This window comes from Stenotrophomonas sp. 2619, assembly GCF_040548725.1.
In the GTDB taxonomy this organism is placed as follows: Bacteria; Pseudomonadota; Gammaproteobacteria; order Xanthomonadales; family Xanthomonadaceae; genus Stenotrophomonas; species Stenotrophomonas maltophilia_AP.
This window is the reverse complement of record NZ_JBEPSF010000023.1, coordinates 55,116-72,677: the sequence shown is the minus strand read 5'-3', so window position 1 is coordinate 72,677 and position 17,562 is coordinate 55,116. Positions and strand designations below refer to the sequence as shown.

8 protein-coding genes and 1 pseudogene are annotated in these 17,562 nt (G+C 64.1%); 3 read left to right on the top strand and 6 right to left on the bottom strand.

Translation table 11 applies throughout. The annotated features are described in order from the left end of the window. Positions 1–63 precede the first annotated feature (63 nt). Both ABIA71_RS19345 and ABIA71_RS19340 read left to right on the top strand, forming a co-directional pair. Positions 64–3,567 (top strand): autotransporter family protein, encoded by a 3,504-nt coding sequence (locus tag ABIA71_RS19345; protein WP_354287436.1) that lies wholly within the window; start codon positions 64–66, stop codon positions 3,565–3,567. Between the two features lie 355 nt (positions 3,568–3,922). Beyond that, positions 3,923–4,039 (top strand): annotated as a pseudogene (locus ABIA71_RS19340) (DUF3653 domain-containing protein); the annotation flags it as partial. Between the two features lie 463 nt (positions 4,040–4,502). Here the strand turns inward: ABIA71_RS19340 and ABIA71_RS19335 are convergent. The 6 genes from ABIA71_RS19335 to ABIA71_RS19310 all read right to left on the bottom strand — a co-directional run bounded on the left by ABIA71_RS19335 (position 4,503) and on the right by ABIA71_RS19310 (position 16,157). Further along, positions 4,503–4,973 carry a hypothetical protein gene (locus tag ABIA71_RS19335; protein ID WP_354287434.1) on the bottom strand — a complete coding sequence of 157 codons (471 nt, stop codon included), beginning with the start codon at positions 4,971–4,973 and terminating at the stop codon, positions 4,503–4,505. Next, positions 4,970–5,953, bottom strand: coding sequence for an RHS repeat-associated core domain-containing protein (locus tag ABIA71_RS19330; protein ID WP_354287433.1), 984 nt, complete (start codon positions 5,951–5,953; stop codon positions 4,970–4,972). Before ABIA71_RS19330 ends, ABIA71_RS19335 begins: the two co-directional genes overlap by 4 nt. 13 nt (positions 5,954–5,966) lie before the next feature. Then, a complete protein-coding gene (locus ABIA71_RS19325; RefSeq protein ID WP_354287431.1) occupies positions 5,967–11,975 on the bottom strand; it encodes a chitinase N-terminal domain-containing protein in 6,009 nt (2,002 codons plus the stop codon). Positions 11,976–12,349: 374 nt separating this feature from the next. Next, positions 12,350–13,732: an aldehyde dehydrogenase family protein gene (locus ABIA71_RS19320; RefSeq protein ID WP_354287429.1), complete on the bottom strand. Its 1,383-nt coding sequence runs from the start codon at positions 13,730–13,732 to the stop codon at positions 12,350–12,352. Between the two features lie 35 nt (positions 13,733–13,767). Then, complete coding sequence (locus ABIA71_RS19315; protein WP_354287453.1) at positions 13,768–15,423, bottom strand: acetolactate synthase large subunit; 1,656 nt, start codon at positions 15,421–15,423, stop codon at positions 13,768–13,770. A gap of 143 nt (positions 15,424–15,566) precedes the next feature. After that, entirely contained in the window at positions 15,567–16,157 is a 591-nt protein-coding gene (locus ABIA71_RS19310) for a hypothetical protein (RefSeq protein WP_354287427.1), read from the bottom strand. 254 nt (positions 16,158–16,411) lie between these two features. Between ABIA71_RS19310 and ABIA71_RS19305 the strand changes: the two genes are divergently transcribed. Further along, positions 16,412–17,560, top strand: coding sequence for an SPFH domain-containing protein (locus ABIA71_RS19305; protein ID WP_128096904.1), 1,149 nt, complete (start codon positions 16,412–16,414; stop codon positions 17,558–17,560). Positions 17,561–17,562 lie beyond the last annotated feature (2 nt).

Below are 17,562 nucleotides of genomic sequence, written 5' to 3'. Positions count from 1 at the left end.
GAGTACATTGCGGTTTCGCCGGTACTCGGCCCGCGCGGGCCGGCCAGCTTCAACGTTGACGCAGTGGTCGGGAAGATCATCGATGGCGCATCAAAGGGGCCTTGCGGTGGCCCATCCGCGCCCACGCACGGGAAGGCTGGCCGAAGGTGCCCAGGCGCCCGAGAGCGGGGCGCCTCGCTCACGGGACAAAACGTCACCATGAACACGCGCAGGCGACATCTGTATCAGTCCATCGGGGCTGTGTTGGCTGGCGTCCTCGCAGCACCGGCTGTTGCCATTGCTCAGGCGGTGGTTGGCCCCGGCACGGTCAACAGCACGGTTACCGCAACGTCCGGTACCACCACTGTCGTGGGGAACACCACGATCGATACCGGCAACAATGATGGCGTGCGGGCCAATGGCGGCGACGTGCTGCTGGACATGAACTCGCCGCTTGCCACGCCGGGCGCGATTTCGGTCCTGTCCAATGCGCTTTCCCTGCACGCGACCAGCGGCGTCATTTCTGCGCCCCGCGGCATCAACCTGCGGGTCAGCGGCAGAGGGCAGGCGCTGTATGCCGACGGCGGCACGGTGTCTGTCTTTGCTGGGAATGTCACCAGTGCGGGCATCGGCAAGCTGGCCGGTGGCACGGCGGGCCTGATCCAGATGGCCAACATGCGCTACAACGATCCTGCGCTTTCCTCTGGCATGCAGGGCAACGGTATCGGCATCGACGGTACCGCGCGGGTAGAGTTGAGCGGATTCAATCGCCTGTACATCGGCAGGACAGGCAACTCGTTCGGGCTGGGCGTCCAGGGCCCTGCGGCCAAGGCGGTGCTCAGCGGCACCAACCAGTTCACCTTCCAGCAGTCCGGCGCCATGGGTGTTTATCTGTACGGTGGCGGGCAGCTGGAGATCAACAGCCCGCTCTCGCTCACCTTCAATGGCGCCAACTCCATCGGCGTCACGGTGGATAGCGGCAGCAATACCCAGGTGCTGGATGGCATTACGGCGAACTTCACCGCCACCACCGGCACGGCCGGTACCGGTCTGGTTGCACAGCGGGGCGGCAGCGCGAGCCTGCGCAACTTCGTGGTCACCGGGCCTCGCGTGGGCATTGGCGTGTGGGTCGCCGAAAACTCGACCGTCAACCTGGCCGGCGCAAGCCGCATCGGCATTACCTCGCCAACCAACGCTCAGCGCTATGCGCTTACGGCTGGCACCAGCATGGCCGGGGTGGATGCCATCTTCGGAACTGCCTCGGGCACCTCCGTCAGGGGCGGCGCGGTGGTTGCCACGGGCACCCTCAACAGCACGGGCACCCTCTGGAGCAACCCGGTGGCCGGGAGCTATGGCATCTATGCCGGCGCCAACAGTGCATTGGCCAGTGTGGTCAACCTGACCGGCGACACCATCGAAACGTCCGGGGCGGGGTCGGTGGGTATCGGCACGTATGGGAATGCGCAGGTCTTCGTCGTCGACTCGACCGTCCGCAACAGCGGGGGCGCTGACGCCATCTATATGCGTAATTTTGGCAGCCCCACCCAGGTCACCGACAACAACGAGGTCCATCTCACCAACACCAGTGTGATTGCCACCGGCGCCGCTTATGGCGTCTTCTCGGCCAACCAGTCCAACGGCTGGGACAACGTGTTCAGCATGCGTGGTGGCTCGCTCACGACCGAACAGACGGCCTTCTATGCTTATGGGCCGTTGAGCGCCACCATCCAGGACGCCACGGTCCGCGGGAACGACTATCTGCTGTGGGCGGCCAACATCGGCGCCACCGGTGAGGCAACCCTGCTGGACCTGGTCGCTTCCAACAGCACACTGCTGGGCGATGCCGGCGCGGACTCTGCAGCACAGGCCAACATTACGCTGCAGTCCGCCAGCCACTGGACCGGGGCTGCCTGGAACCTGAGTAACGCAGACATTGATTCCACCAGCGCCTGGAGCATCCCGCAGAACTCGACGGTGTCGCAGTGGGTGCGCAATGACGGGCGCATCGAGTTCCTGCCGCCTGTCGGCGCGAACGACTACAAGTTCCTTTACACCACCTCGTATGCCGGCGGTGCGGGCAGCGTGATCGCGCTCAACACCTATCTGGACAGCGATGGCTCACCCAGTGACCAACTGGTCATCCAAGGCGGCAGCGCCAGTGGCAGCACCCGCCTGGACATCCACAACACCGACGGGCCCGGCGCGCTGACCTTTGGTGACGGCATCCGCGTGGTGAGCGCGCTCGATGGTGGAACCACCGCACCGGATACCTTCTTCACCGGCGCGCCGGTGCTGGCCGGTCCGTATGCGTATCGGCTGCACCGCGGCGGCTATGCCGCCGGCGACGGGCAGGACTGGTTCCTGCGCTCGTCGATCGACTGCGACGGTCCGGTTGCGCCTTCGCCCCCGTGTCCCGCACCGCCGCCGCCGCCACCTCCGCCGCCACCTCCACCCCCGGATCCGCCGCCGGGACCGACCCCGCCGGATCCGGATCCGACACCGCCCGAGCCACCTCCGCTGCCGCCGCCGTCACCGGCGCCGCCAGAGCCGGACCCGTATGTGCCGCAGCCGGCACCCATACCGGAGTACCGCAGCGAGGTGTCGCTCTACACCGCGTTGCCGGCGATGGGCCTGCGCTACGGCTGGGCCACGCTCGGCAACCTGCACGAGCGGGTAGGGGAGCAGGAACAGCTGCGTCAACGCGCCGACCTGCGCGGGGAGGCGTATTTCAACGGCGCCTGGGTGCGTGTGATCGGCGAGAACGGTGACGTGGAAGGCAGCCGACGCGGCATCTACGGTGGCAGCCCGCGCTACGACTACGACATTCTGGCCATCCAGGCCGGCGCGGATGTCTATGCGGTGGAGCATGACGACGGAAAGCGCGACCACGCTGGCCTGTATCTGGGGCAGGGCAGGATGCGCAGCGATGTGACGCATTTCGATGGCACGCTGGCCGGCCGCAACCAGGTCAAGGGCACTTCACTTGGCCTCTATTGGACGCGCTACTGGGACGAAGGCCAGTATCTGGATGCGGTCTGGCAGGGGACGTGGGGCAAAGGCAAATCCAGGTCGAGCAACTGCATTCTGCTGGAGCGCGACAGTTTCGGCTGGGGGGCATCGCTGGAAGGAGGCTATCCGTTCCAGATCGATGAGGAGGATGAAGATGAAATCCTCGAGCCGCAGCTGCAGGTGATTTATCAGCGGATCGACCGGGACCACAACCGCGACCCCGCTGCGCTGATCCGGTTCAGCAACATGGACTCGCTCGCTGCCCGTCTGGGCCTGCGATGGGCCAACACCTGGACCCTGGAGCCCACGCATGACGGCATCCGGCGGTTGTTCACCGGATGGCTGCGGCTCAATGGCTGGCATGAGTTCCGTGGCCAACCGGTGACCGAGTTCTCCTCGGCGGAGGGCTACGTGCCATTCGAAGCCAATCTGAAAGGCACGTGGTGGCAGCTCAACGCGGGGGCGACCTGGCAGTTGGGCGCTTCGACCAGCCTCTACGCGAACATCGGCTATCAGCGCAGCTTCGACCGTGCGTTTGATGCTTGGGACGGCAAGGTGGGCGTGCGTTGGAACTGGTGAGGTGGGTGCGACGAGATGGTCGAGAGGGAAGAGCTTAGCTCGACAGTTCGCGCGGCGCCGATCGCTCGCCAGTGGCGTTCGGGTCAGCTCCTGCGTGTCCCCAAGTTCACGCGCAACTGGCCTGACGCTACTGGCCGAGAGTGGATCTTGATCGGGTGTGAGGATTAGGAAGATCTCTCGAGGGTAGGACGGATGCCCGCTTCTAGCCGCACGGCTAGCGCTTAACATAATATACATTATGCGAAATGACGTATCGGTCCATCTTGCGGTTCGTTAGCTCCGGCTGGCGCTGGCTCAAGCTCTGGATCGGCGCTTGCTTCCCCTCTCGGACACCCAACAAGGACGAGATCGCAGCATGACCGAGATGGATACGCACGACCGCATCCTAAGCGGCCCTTGGGCCGGTTTTGGCTTTCAGGCCGGTCACATGTTCACCCCTGAGGGCTACAGCCTTGAGCCGGTCGATATGACCTAGTGGTCGCTGACCTGCAACATCGCCCGGGATCGGCCCCTACACCCGAATCACTGCTCGCGGCACCGCCGCTAGTTTCCCTGAGCGTCCCGTAGCTGCTCCCAGCCATTCGGCAGACGCCGCATTGCGGTGCCACCGATGGTTGCCGCGCCAAGCGCCCTGGCACCAGCGCTCCCCATCAACGGCAGCGAGATGACGTCCGCCGATGGCACAGGAAGACCCTGTCGTAAAGCAGTCGGTACCTGGGATCCGCGTGCTGATCGCACTTCAGCGGCGTTGCGCCGGGGTTGTATGCCTGTTTGACCTTCTGTACTTACCTAGGCGCAGATTGAGGCCCTGAGGCCGTCTTGATCCCCTGCCCTGCGACAGCCGGTGAGGTGGCCATGAGTGCAACGGCAAAAAATCTTCGAATGTCCATGTGAAATCTATATGGATCGCTGTTGGCATACGTATAGCGATTGAATCAGTGGCACTGATAAGTGATATCGATGCCGTCACGGTGCTTCATGATGAACGCTTCCAACCCCGAAGGCTCCCCCGAGAACGGGCCGGGTCGACTAGCCTGTCCTTCTGGAACCAGCTTCGAAACCAACTGACCTCGAAGCTGAGCAATGCCCGGCGCGCGTTCGTCGGCATGTGCGAAAACGTCAACGGTGAGCAGGTCGTGCCCGTTCTCCATCAAGAGCAGGGGGACATTTCCACATCGCAGTTCGAACACCCTGGAACGAACGGATCCGGTCTCGATTACGATGCCCTTCGAGGCACTAGACCGAGCGAAGGCGATGGCATCGTTACGAATCGCCTCGAACGCTTCCGGAGGTAGTGGTTGGAATGTCTGGAGCTCGGACTCAAGTGTGGTGGGATACGTGACCCACACGATTCCTGCCGCAACGGCCATGCCCAGGCACGTGACAAAGGAAATCAGCATCTTCATTTGGGAGCCTTCATCTGACCGGAGTTGACCTTGGCGATATTCAACACAGTTGCATGCCATGCTGCGAAGTACAGGCCCCCTACTCCATAGTTCACGTACTTGGTGAACTGGCTACTTCCATACCCGAAGCCCGATGTCTGAAGCCTTACCGTGCCTCCCTCGCTGTACAACCTGCTCACCACAGCCCCGGCGTGGAAATCGTGCGCCGACGTAGTTTGGTTGACCATGTAGAAGGAGCCGTCCTCTGTAAAGTAGGACCGATGCATGATGGGGTTGTTTAGATGCAGGACGTTGCGGCCTTGGTGAGTACTGCCCCATTTCGGCGCGGAATCCGCATCAACCGCTGCGGCCAGCTCCCTTACCGAGCATGCGGGCCCTTCAACGCACAATGTACTGAATGGGAGATTGTACTCATGGTAGGTTGGGTCGCTGTGGTCGTAGTCTCCCGGAAACCTGGATGCAACCGGCTGTGCCTGCATCTGGGCACGTGAAATCGACGTGTTTGCAGACGTTTGCAGCCGAGTCGCCGACGCGGGCGACTTGCCTTCGATTGATCTCCAATCCCGCTTCTCACGGCCCTGACGACCGTCGGGGTCGACGAACCGATAGGGGTTTGCGTTGGCATACCAGTACCGGTTGAAGTTTGCGCCGCTTGCAGGGTCCGTTGGCATAGGATCGACGGACAGGAAGAACGCAATCTCCGGGTCGTAGTATCGCTGCTCCATGTAGCTCAGCTCGGTGGCTGCGTCGCTAACATGGCCCGTGTAGCCCGGCCCATCTTCCACCGGGCCTCCAATGGCGGCCCCGTAGGGATCATAGGTAACCCTTCGGGTAACGATTCCCGTAGCATCCGACTCGGCCACTACCGAGCCCAGTGCGTCCGTATGTAGATATGTCACCGTCTGTGCTCTGGCGCTGAAGGCGGATGCCGCTGCAGCCAGTAGCACCCAGGTGGCTGTGCACTTGGTCATTTCTGCCATGTGTGCTCTCCAGTCAGAGGGGCGGGTCGCCCGGATTTGTTGGTGGCTCATCCCGCTCGACGGTCGCCCAGAACGGCGCGGACCACCCGGAGCACCCGGCGGCGTTACAGGCTCGCACGACGTATGGATTTGCGCAGTACTGGATGGAGTATCCGGCTCCGTCGATCTCGTTCAACGGACCCGAATACACCTGCCCGTAGATGATGCCGTTCTGCTCGCTATGCACCTCGTAACGTTCGGCGCCGCTGGACGGAGTCCACTTCACCGAGCAGCCGGCGAACTCGCTGTTGTGGGGGCCGGCGTAGTACCAGTGGTGGTGGGCATAGGTGATGACCGGTGCCGCCGGCGCGCGGATGACATTGACCGATCTTGTGCCGGACCACGCACTGCAACCACTGCCGTTGCAGGCCTGGATGCGGTACGCGTAGGTACCGGACTGAGCGGGATTGAACGAGGTGCTGGTGCCCGCGTGGCTGCCGACCCCCGACCATCCCCCGCCATTGACGCTCTGCTGCAGGCTGTAGGACGTGGCGCCGGACACAGCGGACCAGGCGACCGTGTAGGCACCGGGGGCGGTGGCAGGAATGCTCAGATTCGGCGCGCCCTGGGGCGGCAGAAGCACCGTGGCAACTACCGTCGCCGAGTACGCAGCGCAGCCGCCGCCATTGCAGGCACGCACGCGGAAGCTGTAGCTGCCGTTACCGCGGCCACTGATGGTGTGGCTGGTTCCGGTGCTCGGCACCTCCGTCCACGCGCCGGAAACCAGCGCTTCCAGCGCGTACCGGGTCGCTGCTGCCACCGCGGTCCAGGAAAGCGTGAAGCTGCCAGTGGTGCTGGTGACCGGGGCCGTCAGGCTGGGGGCGCTGGCTGGCGGGCGCGTGACAGCGGTTTCGACAGCAGGCGAGTAGCTACCGCACCCACTGGCATTACAGGCCCGTGCCCGATAGCTGTACGCGCCGGTCGCCTTCCCGCTGATCGCCTTGCTGGAGGATGCGCCATCGTGAACGTTGGCCCAAGCCCCCGTCCCTACCCGCTCGTCCAGTTGGTACGAGCTTGCCGTCGCCACGGTCGTCCAGCTCACGGTCCAGGAGCCGGAACTATTGGTGGCCGGCGTGGTGACCGTCGGAGCCGCCGGAACCAGCAGCACCGTGATGCTCTTCGCGCTGGACCAAGCGCTACAGCCTGCGGCGTTGCAGGCCTGCGCCCGATAGCTCCACGTGCCCGTTGCCCTGCCCGCGAGGTTGCGCACGGTGGCGGCTTCTGCGTGGACCTGCTGCCACGATCCGCTGCCGGCCTGTTCTTCCAGGCGATACTCCACCGCACCGGCCACACTGTTCCAGTTCACCGGGTAACTGCCCGTCGTGCTGTTGGTCGCCAGGGTGATCGTGGGCGCCGTGGCCGGCGCCAGCAGCACGCCGGTCGTCACAGTGTTCGACCAAGGTCCGCAGCCGGCCGAATTACAGGCGCGTACCTGATAGCCGTAGCCGCCTGACGCCTTGCCCGTAACCGCGAGCGAGGTGCCCGTAGTGCTGGCCAAGCTGCCCCATGCCGCAGTCCCCTGGCGCTCTTGGGGTTCATAGCGGGTGCTGCCAGCGACGGCGGTCCAGCTGACCGTGAACACACCGGTATAACTGTTCGCTGGCGCGGTTACCGTCGGCGCGGTATCGGAGGGGTAGATGACGGTGACGGCCTGTGCGGGGGAGTACGGCCCACATCCCGACACGTTGCAGGCTCGACCACGATAGCTGTAGGTCCCCGCCGCCCGTCCAGTCAGCGATACCTGCAGGGAGGCTGTCGTGTGCACTGCGGTCCACGCCCCGCTGCCGGCCTGCTGTTCAATCACGTAAGTCGCCGCATCGACCACCGCTGCCCAACTTATGCTGATGCTGCCACTGAGGCCCACGGCCGGAAGATTCAATGAGGGTGCATTGGCCGGTGTGGGGACGTGTGCAACGGCAACGCTGGCGCTCCAGCCGCCGCAGCCGGTCCCCTGGCATGCCCGCACTTGGTAGTGGCGTGTGCCTTTGGGCGCGCCACTGACCGCGTGCGCGTTTGCAGCACCGGCGTAGGCAGCATTCCATGCCGCGCCTCCATCGCTGGACACGCGGAGCTCGTAGCGATTGGCGTTGGAAACCGATGTCCAGGAGAGCGTGTAGCTCCCGGTGGCGACCGTCGCCGGTCCGGACAGCACGGGCGTGGGCAGCGCGACCGGTGTCTGGACCTGTGCGATCAGATGGTTGCCAAGGCTGATGTATTCCAGCTCCGTACCGGTACGCTTGTTGTGCTGCCGGCGTAACGTTCCATCACTGCCGTAGAAGGAGAGGATGTCACCCTGCGCGTTATAGGCGCCCACACGACGACCATGCGCGTCATAGGCGTACGACTCGCGTGCGCCCACGTCGCGCAGGCGGTTGCCGAGGTCGAAGCTGAAGCCTTCGCCGTTCTTTTTGGCCAGGTTGCCCTGCACGTCGTAGGCCAGGCCGATGATGGCGCTTCCGTCGTCGCGGTTGACCGTGGTCATGCGATTGCGGCTGTCGTACCAGTAGTTGTGCTGCTTGACACCGCCCAGCTTGGCGCTGCGCAGATTGTCGAGCACGTCATAGGTGTAGCGATAGACGCCATCTCCGCCGAACGAGGTCGAGTTGACCTGAGTGAGCCGATCCAACGGGTCGTACTGCATCTGGCGGGACTTGGCCGGCTCGAGCGTGTCGGCGATGCTGGTCACGTTGCCATTCGGGTCATAGGCAATGCTGTTGTCCAGCGCACCGGCATCGGTCATGCGGGCAGGTAGACCTCGCGCATTCTGCGCCATGTTGTGGGTAATGCCGTTGCCATACACGAACGAACGCAGCGCCCCGTTGGGGTAGTACGAGACCGCAGTGGCATAGCTGCCGACGCGGGTTGGCTGGCCCAGCGCATTTGGGGCCAGCGCCACCTGCATGCCACTGGAGTATTGCAGGTTCGCCACAGCACCGTCGGCGTTGTACCCATAGCCCATCGACCAGATGCCTGCTCCGGTCTGTTGCTGGGTTTCGCTGACGATCGGTCCCCGCAAGCTGTAGCCGTAGGTGTTGACGACTTGGCGGTTCTGCGGATTCTGCGTGGTGATCTGGGTCGGAAGACCTGCGTTGTTGTAGACCCAGACCTGGTCGCCACTGCCATCGGCAAACACGAGCTGCCTGAGGCGATTGCGCGCGTCGTAGGCACGATCGACACGACGGCCTGACGCCTGGGCTGCGGCTTCATCGCAGCCGGCCGTACCGGTGAGCGACAGGCCCGCTGCCGACCACGCCAGGTTGCCTGCTGCGTCGTAACCCATGGCGGTCGCGCCGGTTTCGGGCTCAACTGTCTTGCACAACTGCTGCTGCGCGTTGTACACGTACGACCTGGTCACGGCCACGCCGCCGTCCGCGTTGCGTCGCTTGATCGAGGTCGCCTTACCAAAGACGTCGCGCGCGATATCCGTGTATGCGCCACCCGGGTGCTGCATGGTCACGGGCATATCGTACCCAGGTGTATCGTAAACCCGATGCTCCGTAAGGGTCTGCTGCCCGCGCGGATTGGTGGTCCTTACGCGCATGCCAGGCAGGTATTGGGTGACAGTGGTCAACAGCCCTAGTTCACTGTCCACCGAGCTGGAGGTGGTGCGCCCCAGTGCATCGAACTCGGTCCATACCCCAGTCGCAGGCGTACTGACGGCAGCCGGATACGATTGGAACACGGGTCTGCCCGCATGGTCGTAGCTGAAGCGCTGGTAGCGCACCGTGGCAGCAGCATTGGTCGCGTCCTGTTCGCGTGTCAGTGCAGGACGCCACATTGCATCGAACCAGCTGACTTTGCTGCGGTTTCCGGTCGTGGTGGTCAGGCGCCAATGTCCGGCAGCCAATCCGTGTTCGATGGCATCCACCCGCTCGAACACCTGCGTGGTCGGATTCCAGGCAACAGTATCGCCACCGGCGAACGCCTTGCGGGTCTGACGTCCCATGGCATCGTATTCGTACGCGGTGGCGTATCCCATCTCATTGGTGGCCGAGCGGATCCAGCCGTTGTCGTCGACGCTGGCCGACACGCCGGTCCCGTCCGCAAATCCGATCGTCTGAGGAATGCCGCGCTTCCAGTTGTTCAAGCTGGTGGCATTGCCGCGCCCGTCGCCAAACCCGGCTACGCTGCCATCGGCGTGATAACTCAGGGTCTGCACCAACTGGCCGAATCGTCGCTGCTCCGATGGCAAGCCTTGGGCATTGTAGGTGGTCTGCAGCTCAACCAGGCCAGTGTTGTCATTGCGCTGCGAGGCGACCTTGCCAAGAATCCAGCTCGCCGTATTGTTGTAGTAAGTGGTGCTGTCGGTCCGGCTGACGCCCTGTGAACTGCTGCGAGTCACTTTGGCCGGCTGGCCAAAGCGGTCGAAGGTATTCGCGCGCCAGGTCATCGTCACGCCGTCGCGCACCACCTGGCGCACCTGCATCGGACGGACCAGGGTCGAAGTGCCGTCGAAGCCACCCCACGACCAGCCATAGCGGTCAGGGAACGGCATCCCGGCGGCGTCCGCATTTGAGAGGTAAGTCAGTTGCTCCGTTTCCAGTGCGACACCGGAGGCCGCAACCACCTTGCGCCCCAGCAGCTTGCCCTCGTTGTGCTCGAACACAATGCCGTAGGTTTCTTCGATCCAGCTGCCATCAGGTTGCGTGATCCGCACGACCTTCGACTGCGGGCAATTGGTGCAGGGTGTAATCCCTCCCTCCCACATGCCGTGGACATCGCCATAGTCGCCATAGGTCCACCGCAGCTGTGCCATCCCAGGGCCGTCGATGGTCTTCTCCGTCAGCGACAACAGGTCGGAGAAGAACGGCACCCCCAGCACGTGGCGAAGCAGGCCCTCACCCGCCGGCATGACATAGCAGTAAATCGCCGGGACGCCGGCGCGGTACTGGCGTTGGTGGTCAAAGCGAAATGTTCCCACGGCCCCGGAGGGGTGGGTGATGCGGAGGCGGTAGATCTTTTCGCGCAGTGGCGCGACGCCGCCGCATCCTTCCCCAGGGTCTTCGGACCAGTTCTCGTAGGAGATGCGGTTATTGTCCAGGTGCTGGAATGTCCATGCCGCGCCATCGGGTTGAGTAACCCGCTGCAACGCACTTCCCGAGTAGCCGTAGTTCCACGTGCGCCCATTGGCCGACGCGCTCTGCAGCCGGTTGCCGCTGTAGCTGAGCGTAATCTGGCGGCCGTCACTGCCGGTGATGGCGATGGGATGCCCATTGCCGTTGTAGCTGATGCTGACGCTGTTGCCGAATCGATCTTCGATACGGCTGGCGAGCAGGTAGACCTCCATGCGGGTCTTGGCGTAGCCCGTCGCCGAATCGACCATCATCTGGCCAACGCTACGCTGCGTACCGACGTTGAATGTGTACTTGATGCCCTGCTTGGTCTGCAGAATGAAGCCTTCGCCCTCGTAGCCGGCGATCATCGCCGTGCAGGTGATCGCGTCCAGTTCATTGGTGGACCAGCTCCAATTCGCAGACTGACGGTCGTCCGGCCGGAAGCCTGGTGGCGGATCGCCAATCAGAGAACGGGCACCTTCACCGGGCAGATTCACGGTGTAGCCCGACCAGATGTCGCTTATGTTGAACGGGGCTTCGGTGTAGGGGATGAAGTTTGCGCTGCAGCGCGGCACCTTGGTCGGGCCGCGGCGGATCCACCCATAATCGGCGTCGAAGACGCCGGAAATGAAGGGCACGTCGATGTTCCAGTCACCGGCGCCGCCATAAATTTCCGGATCCTGACCTAGGGCTGGTATGGGTCGGATGTTGAAGCGGCGGGTGAGGGCGACCGGCAGCGCATTGGTGCCGGGAAGCGCGATGTCCGTTTGCCTGAAATGCGTGGCTTGGTCGTACACATTAATGGCGTCGCCAAACAGGTCCGAGGTCAGCGGACCGATCTGTTCCGCAGAACGCAATTGCTTGTCGTATTCCTGGTAGGGCTGCTGCACCGCCTGTTGCGCGTTTGCAACAAAGGCCCAAAGCGCCATTAGAACTGCGACCACACACCGCCACGGGCGCGGCATCGCCGCGTCTTGATTTATTTGAAGCTGCATCCCTGCCCCCATGATCCGTCGAGGGAGTATTCAGCCAAAGTTGGCAAATATCAAGATGCCGTGAATGTGCTACGCGCCAGCAACTCAGGCTGCTTGGCGACCTTTAGCGGAACGTCTCAAGCTCGGAATGGTGCATTGAGACACGCCATCTGGAAGATGCGTGCCGCAAGGGCCAAGTTCAGACGCGAGGCAAAGGAAGTCAATGGCTGCCGGCGGCCTGATACTGCGCCTTGAAGGTCTGCCGCCGCACTCCATCCTGATGTGGATCAGAACTCGCAGCGAATAGCCCCCGGCCCTCCCCTCCCCGCTCAACTCCTCCGCAAGAGAATCATCTTCTCCTGCGACATATCCCGCATCGTGTAAGGAATACCCCCAGTGCCATAACCGGACTCCCTGCGCCCCGCAAACGGCATCCAGTCAGTGCGGAACGCAGTAGGGTCGTTGATCATCACGGCAGAGGCGTCCAGCCGGTTGGCCGCGCGCATCGCGATATCGATGTCCTGCGCGAAGACGCTTGCCTGGAAGGCGGTAGGCAAAGAGTTCGCCCGCGCGATAGCCTCATCAAGCTCGCCATAGCGGTACACCGCCACCACCGGGCCGAAGACCTCCTGCGTGGTTACCCGGGCGTCGCTGGCAGGATCGAGCAGCACGGTGGGTTGCAGCGTCGTGTCGGAAAGGCGCTTGCCGCCGGTTGCACATGTCGCCCCGCCCTGCACTGCCTCCTCGATCCATTCGGCCACCCGGTCGGCCTCGCGGGGCTGGATCAGCGGCCCCACCTCGGTATCTTTCAGCGTGGGGTCACCGGTACGCAGCTTTTCTACGCGTGCGATCAGCGCCTGGGTGAAGTCGTCGGCGATGGCGTTGTGCACGAAAATGCGCTGGGTGGATACGCAGACCTGTCCGGCGTGGTAATACCCGCCTTTGACGATGGGTTCGATGATCTTAGCCAGGTCCGCGCTGCGGTCCACGATGGCCGGCGCAACGCCACCATGTTCGAGCGCCGAGCGCGCCCCGTGTGCCAGCTTTGCATGCAACGACCAACCGACCCGGGCCGAGCCGATGAAACTGAGGAAGGCGACGCGCGGGTCGGTGACAAGTGCCTCAGCCAACGCGTTGCCATCCGGCAGGAAGCTCTGGCACCACGGCTCCGGCAGGCCTGCCTCGTGGACCATCGCCACGAATTCCAGGCAGGACAGCGGCGTGGTGGATGCCGGCTTGATGATGACCGGGCAGCCCACCGCGATGGCCGGCGCAACCTGGTGGACGATCAGGTTCAGCGGGTGATTGAATGCCGAGATCGCCGCGACGATGCCGATCGGCTCTCGCGTGGTGAACGCCCAGCGATTTTCCGCCGCAGCTGCAAGGCCCATCGGGATTTCGCGGCCGGCAAAGTTGCGCAGCTCATCGGCGGCGTTGTGGACGCCATCGATGGCGCGGGTGGTCTCGACGATGGCATCGGGCAGCGGCTTACCGCCCTCGCGCGCTATCTGCAGGGCCAGATGGTCACGTTTGGCCTCCATCAGTGCGGCCAGCTTGCGCAGGATCGCGATGCGCTGGTGCGGCTGCAGCCAGCCGTCGCGGTTCTTGAATGCCCGCTGCGCGGCGCTCAGTTTGCGTTCCAGTGCCGCCGCATCGTCGAACGGGATGTCGGCGATCGGTGCGCGGTCGAAGGCTTGTACGACGGTCAACATCGGAAATTCCTTGTGTGGGGCGTCAACGCGACCGCTTACGCACAGCCCACATCGGGCGTGCGGTTGCGCAGTTCGTCGACCAGGACGCGGGTGTTTTCGGAGTAGTCGATGGGCACATCCAGCAGGTGGACGCCGCCGCCAGCAAGGGCGGCCTCGATCGTGGGCACCAGCTGGTCCACGGCCGTGATCCGACTGCCCTTCGCGCCATAGGCTTCGGCGTAGCGCACGAAATCGGGATTGCCGAAACGCATGCCGAAATCCTCGAAGCCGTCCACCGCCTGCTTCCAGCGGATCATGCCGTAGGCGCTGTCGTTGAGGACGATGACCACCAGGTTCAGGCCCAGCCTGACGGCGGTTTCCATCTCCTGCGAATTCATCATGAAGCCGCCGTCGCCGCAGACGGCCAGCACGCGGCGCTGCGGAAACAGCATCGACGCCATCATGGCCGATGGCAGGCCGGCACCCATGGTGGCCAGCGCGTTGTCGAGCAGCAGTGTGTTGGCCACATGCGTGCGGTAGTTGCGGGCAAACCAGATCTTGTACATGCCGTTGTCGAGGCAGACGATGCCGTCTTCGGGCATCGCCTGCCGCACGTCATGGACCAGGCGCTGGGGCGTGACCGGGAAGCGGTCTTCCTCGGCGCGGTCGTTGAGGCGGGACAGGATCTTTTGACGGAGTGCACCGGTGCCCGCATCTTCGACCACCTTGCCCTCCAGCCGTTCGGCAAGCGCGGTGGCACTGGCGCCGATGTCGCCGATCACCTCGATATCGGGGTGGTAGACCTGTTCGACCGTGGCGGATTGGAAGCCGACATGGATGACCTTGGGCCCGCCGTTGTCTTTCATCAGGAACGGGGGCTTTTCGATGGTGTCATGGCCGATGGCAATGATCAGGTCCGCGCGCGCGACGGCCTCGTGGACATAGTCGCCTTCGGACAGCGCAGCGGTGCCCATGTACAGGTTGGAGCCGCCGGTGACGGCCCCCTTGCCCATCTGGGTATTGAAAAATGGCAGGCGCGTGCGGGCCACGAATGAGGAAAGCGCGTCGGTCAGCGAGGGGCGGCTACAGGCCGCACCGATCATCACCAAGGGGCGCTTGGCGGCAAGGATGGCAGTGACGGCCCGGTCGAGCGCTGCGTCAGGGGCAACGGGCCGGTCCAGGGGGTGCACCGGAATCACCGGTACCGCGTCTACCTCTTCGCCGGCGACATCCTCCGGCAGCTCCAGATGCACCGGGCCCGGACGCTCCTCCATGGCGACGCGGAAGGCATCGCGCACCATGGCTGGAATGGCCGCGGGACTGACAATCTGGCGGGTCATTTTCGTGAGCGGCTTCATCGAGGCCACGATGTCCACGATCTGGAAGCGCGCCTGCCGGGCGCTCATCACCGCCTTCTGGCCGGTGATCAGGATCATCGGCCAGGCCCCGAGGTGGGCGTAGGCGGCACCGGTGGAGAAGTTCAGTGCGCCGGGCCCGAGGGTGGCGAGGCAGACCCCGGGCCGGCCCGTGAGGCGGCCGTGGGTGGCGGCCATGAAGGCGGCGGCCTGTTCGTGACGGGTGAGAACCAGTTCGATGCGGGAGTTCCGCAGGGATTCCAGGAAATCGAGGTTTTCCTCGCCCGGAACGCCGAAGATGCGGTCTACGCCCTCATTTTCGAGTGCGGCGACCAGGAGGTCTGAGCCCTTGGGCATTGCTTCGATCCTTGCGGTGATGAACTGCAGAGAGTTCTGTGCCATGGGGAAAAGCGAGGTGTGGGCCGACTATACGCCCGGCACTGTGCACACCCGTCGAAGAGACGGCATCACGCGATAGGACGGTGCGATCCATGAAGCGCTCAACACCGCTGGCTGACGGTGTGGAACCGCTGTTGCTGCGCGTCGAAGAACAGATACGCCTGGCCGACATCATGGCCCAGGCCGCTGATGTCCAGCTGCCCAACGAACACCATCGGCATGTCATCGGCCAGCGGCCATTCCGGCGCCTGCAGCCACTTGGGCGGCGCTTTCAGGCAGCGGAAGTCGCGCTTGATCGCTTCCTTCAACGCCGACTGCAGGGCCTTGGGATCCAGCGCATCGTGCCCAGCCGTGAAGCGGTCGATGTACACCGGCGGCAGCGACACCCATTTCGGCTGGGCCTTCAGGGCCAGCGTGAAGCGATGTTGGTGCCTGTTGTCTACGACATGGGCAACGCCTTGCCTGTCCAGCCACTCGGAAAGCAGAGTCTGGACGTTGTAGATGCCTTCCAGGCTCTGGTAGTCCTGGCTGATGAGGTACAGGTACAGATCGGGCTCTGCCACGTAGGCCGGCAGGTTCCGCTCGCCCTCCAGCAGCGCCTGCAGCGCCGTGTCGGTACGGAAGTGCTGCTCGAACGCACCGGGTGAGATCCGGCCTTCGACGAACTGCTTGATGATGTCCACGCCGCTCATTCGGTGATGCCTCGATGCCGCAGGCGCGCGGCCCTGCGTTTCTGATGGCCGGCCATCGTGGCATCGGCGGCGCGCCCTTCGCAATTCCGTGCGTACCGCCGCCGCGGCCTGGCGCGGACCGGTCGCCCGCCTACCCGGGCGATGGCTGCCTCCACGTGCCCTCCCGCGCTCCTGTAGCCCTCTTCCCGCCGCCTGATATAGTCCGGCAGGTACGGCGGGCACCCTGCCCGCCCACGAACGACACGGAGTTGGCCATGGGTCTGGTACAGGCGGTGAAGGGTGCAGTCGGCGGCGTTCTGGCGGACCAGTGGAAGGATTTCTTCACCGTGCCCGCCGGCCTGCCATCCACGGCAGCGCTGTTCGCGGCGGTCCCGCGTGGCACCAACGCCGGGCGCGGGTCCAACACCAGCGGTTCGTCGAACATCATCAGCAACGGGTCGAAAATCGTGGTGCCCGAGGGCTATGGCCTGTTGCTGTTCCAGGACGGGGCCATCACCGGCTTCGTCGCCGAGCCGGGCGGCTACGAATGGCGGTCGGATGACCTGAATTCGCAGTCGATCTTCGCCGGCGATGGCGTGGTCACCCCGCTGATCAAGCAGAGCTGGGAGCGCTTCAAGTTCGGCGGCCAGCCCGGCGCCCAGCAGGCGGCGTTCTTTGTCTCGCTCAAGGAACTGCCCGACAACCGCTTCGGCACCCAGTCCGAGATCTACTGGGACGACGGTTTCCTGGGCACCCAGGTGGGCGCGGTCACGCGCGGCTCGTACACGCTGAAGATCGTCGATCCCATCCTGTTCGTGAAGAACTTCGTGCCGGCCAGCTACCTGCAGCCGGGCCAGGTGTTCGACTTCACCGACCTGGACAATGCCGCCGCCAGCCAGCTGTTCAACGAAGTGGTGGGCTCCCTGGCGCCGGCCTTCAGCCTGTATACCAACGACCCGGGCAAGGGCAACCGCATCACCAAGCTGCAGCAGGATTCGCTGGGCTTCGCCAAGAGCCTGTCCGACGCGGTGGAGCAGGCCTACCAGTGGAAGTCCGATCGTGGCCTGGCCATCGTCAAGACCGCCATCGTCTCCATCGAGTACGACGCCAACACCCGCGAACTGCTCAAGACCGTGCAGCGCGCCGATGCGTTGGCCGGTGCACGGGGCAATTCCAACCTGCAGGCCAGCGTTGCCCAGGGTATCCAGTCCGCCGGTGAGAACGGCGGCGCGGCCGGCCTGGTGGGCGTGGGCATGGCCTCGGGCATGTTCGGTGCCGGCAGCCTGCAGCAGCCGGTTGCCCCGGCGGCACCGGCCGCCGACGATCCGGTCGCCAAGCTCAAGAAGGCCAAGGAAATGCTGGATCTGGGGCTGATCACCCAGGACGACTATGACGCCCTGAAGGCCAAGGCGCTGGGCCTGTAACA

Coding starts and splice junctions, on each gene's coding strand:
- ABIA71_RS19335 (WP_354287434.1), bottom strand. CDS start 4,973: ATGAAGATGCTGATTTCCTTTGTCACGTGCCTGGGCATGGCCGTTGCG.
- ABIA71_RS19330 (WP_354287433.1), bottom strand. CDS start 5,953: ATGGCAGAAATGACCAAGTGCACAGCCACCTGGGTGCTACTGGCTGCA.
- ABIA71_RS19325 (WP_354287431.1), bottom strand. CDS start 11,975: ATGGCGCTTTGGGCCTTTGTTGCAAACGCGCAACAGGCGGTGCAGCAG.
- ABIA71_RS19320 (WP_354287429.1), bottom strand. CDS start 13,732: ATGTTGACCGTCGTACAAGCCTTCGACCGCGCACCGATCGCCGACATC.
- ABIA71_RS19315 (WP_354287453.1), bottom strand. CDS start 15,423: ATGCCCAAGGGCTCAGACCTCCTGGTCGCCGCACTCGAAAATGAGGGC.
- ABIA71_RS19310 (WP_354287427.1), bottom strand. CDS start 16,157: ATGAGCGGCGTGGACATCATCAAGCAGTTCGTCGAAGGCCGGATCTCA.
- ABIA71_RS19305 (WP_128096904.1), top strand. CDS start 16,412: ATGGGTCTGGTACAGGCGGTGAAGGGTGCAGTCGGCGGCGTTCTGGCG.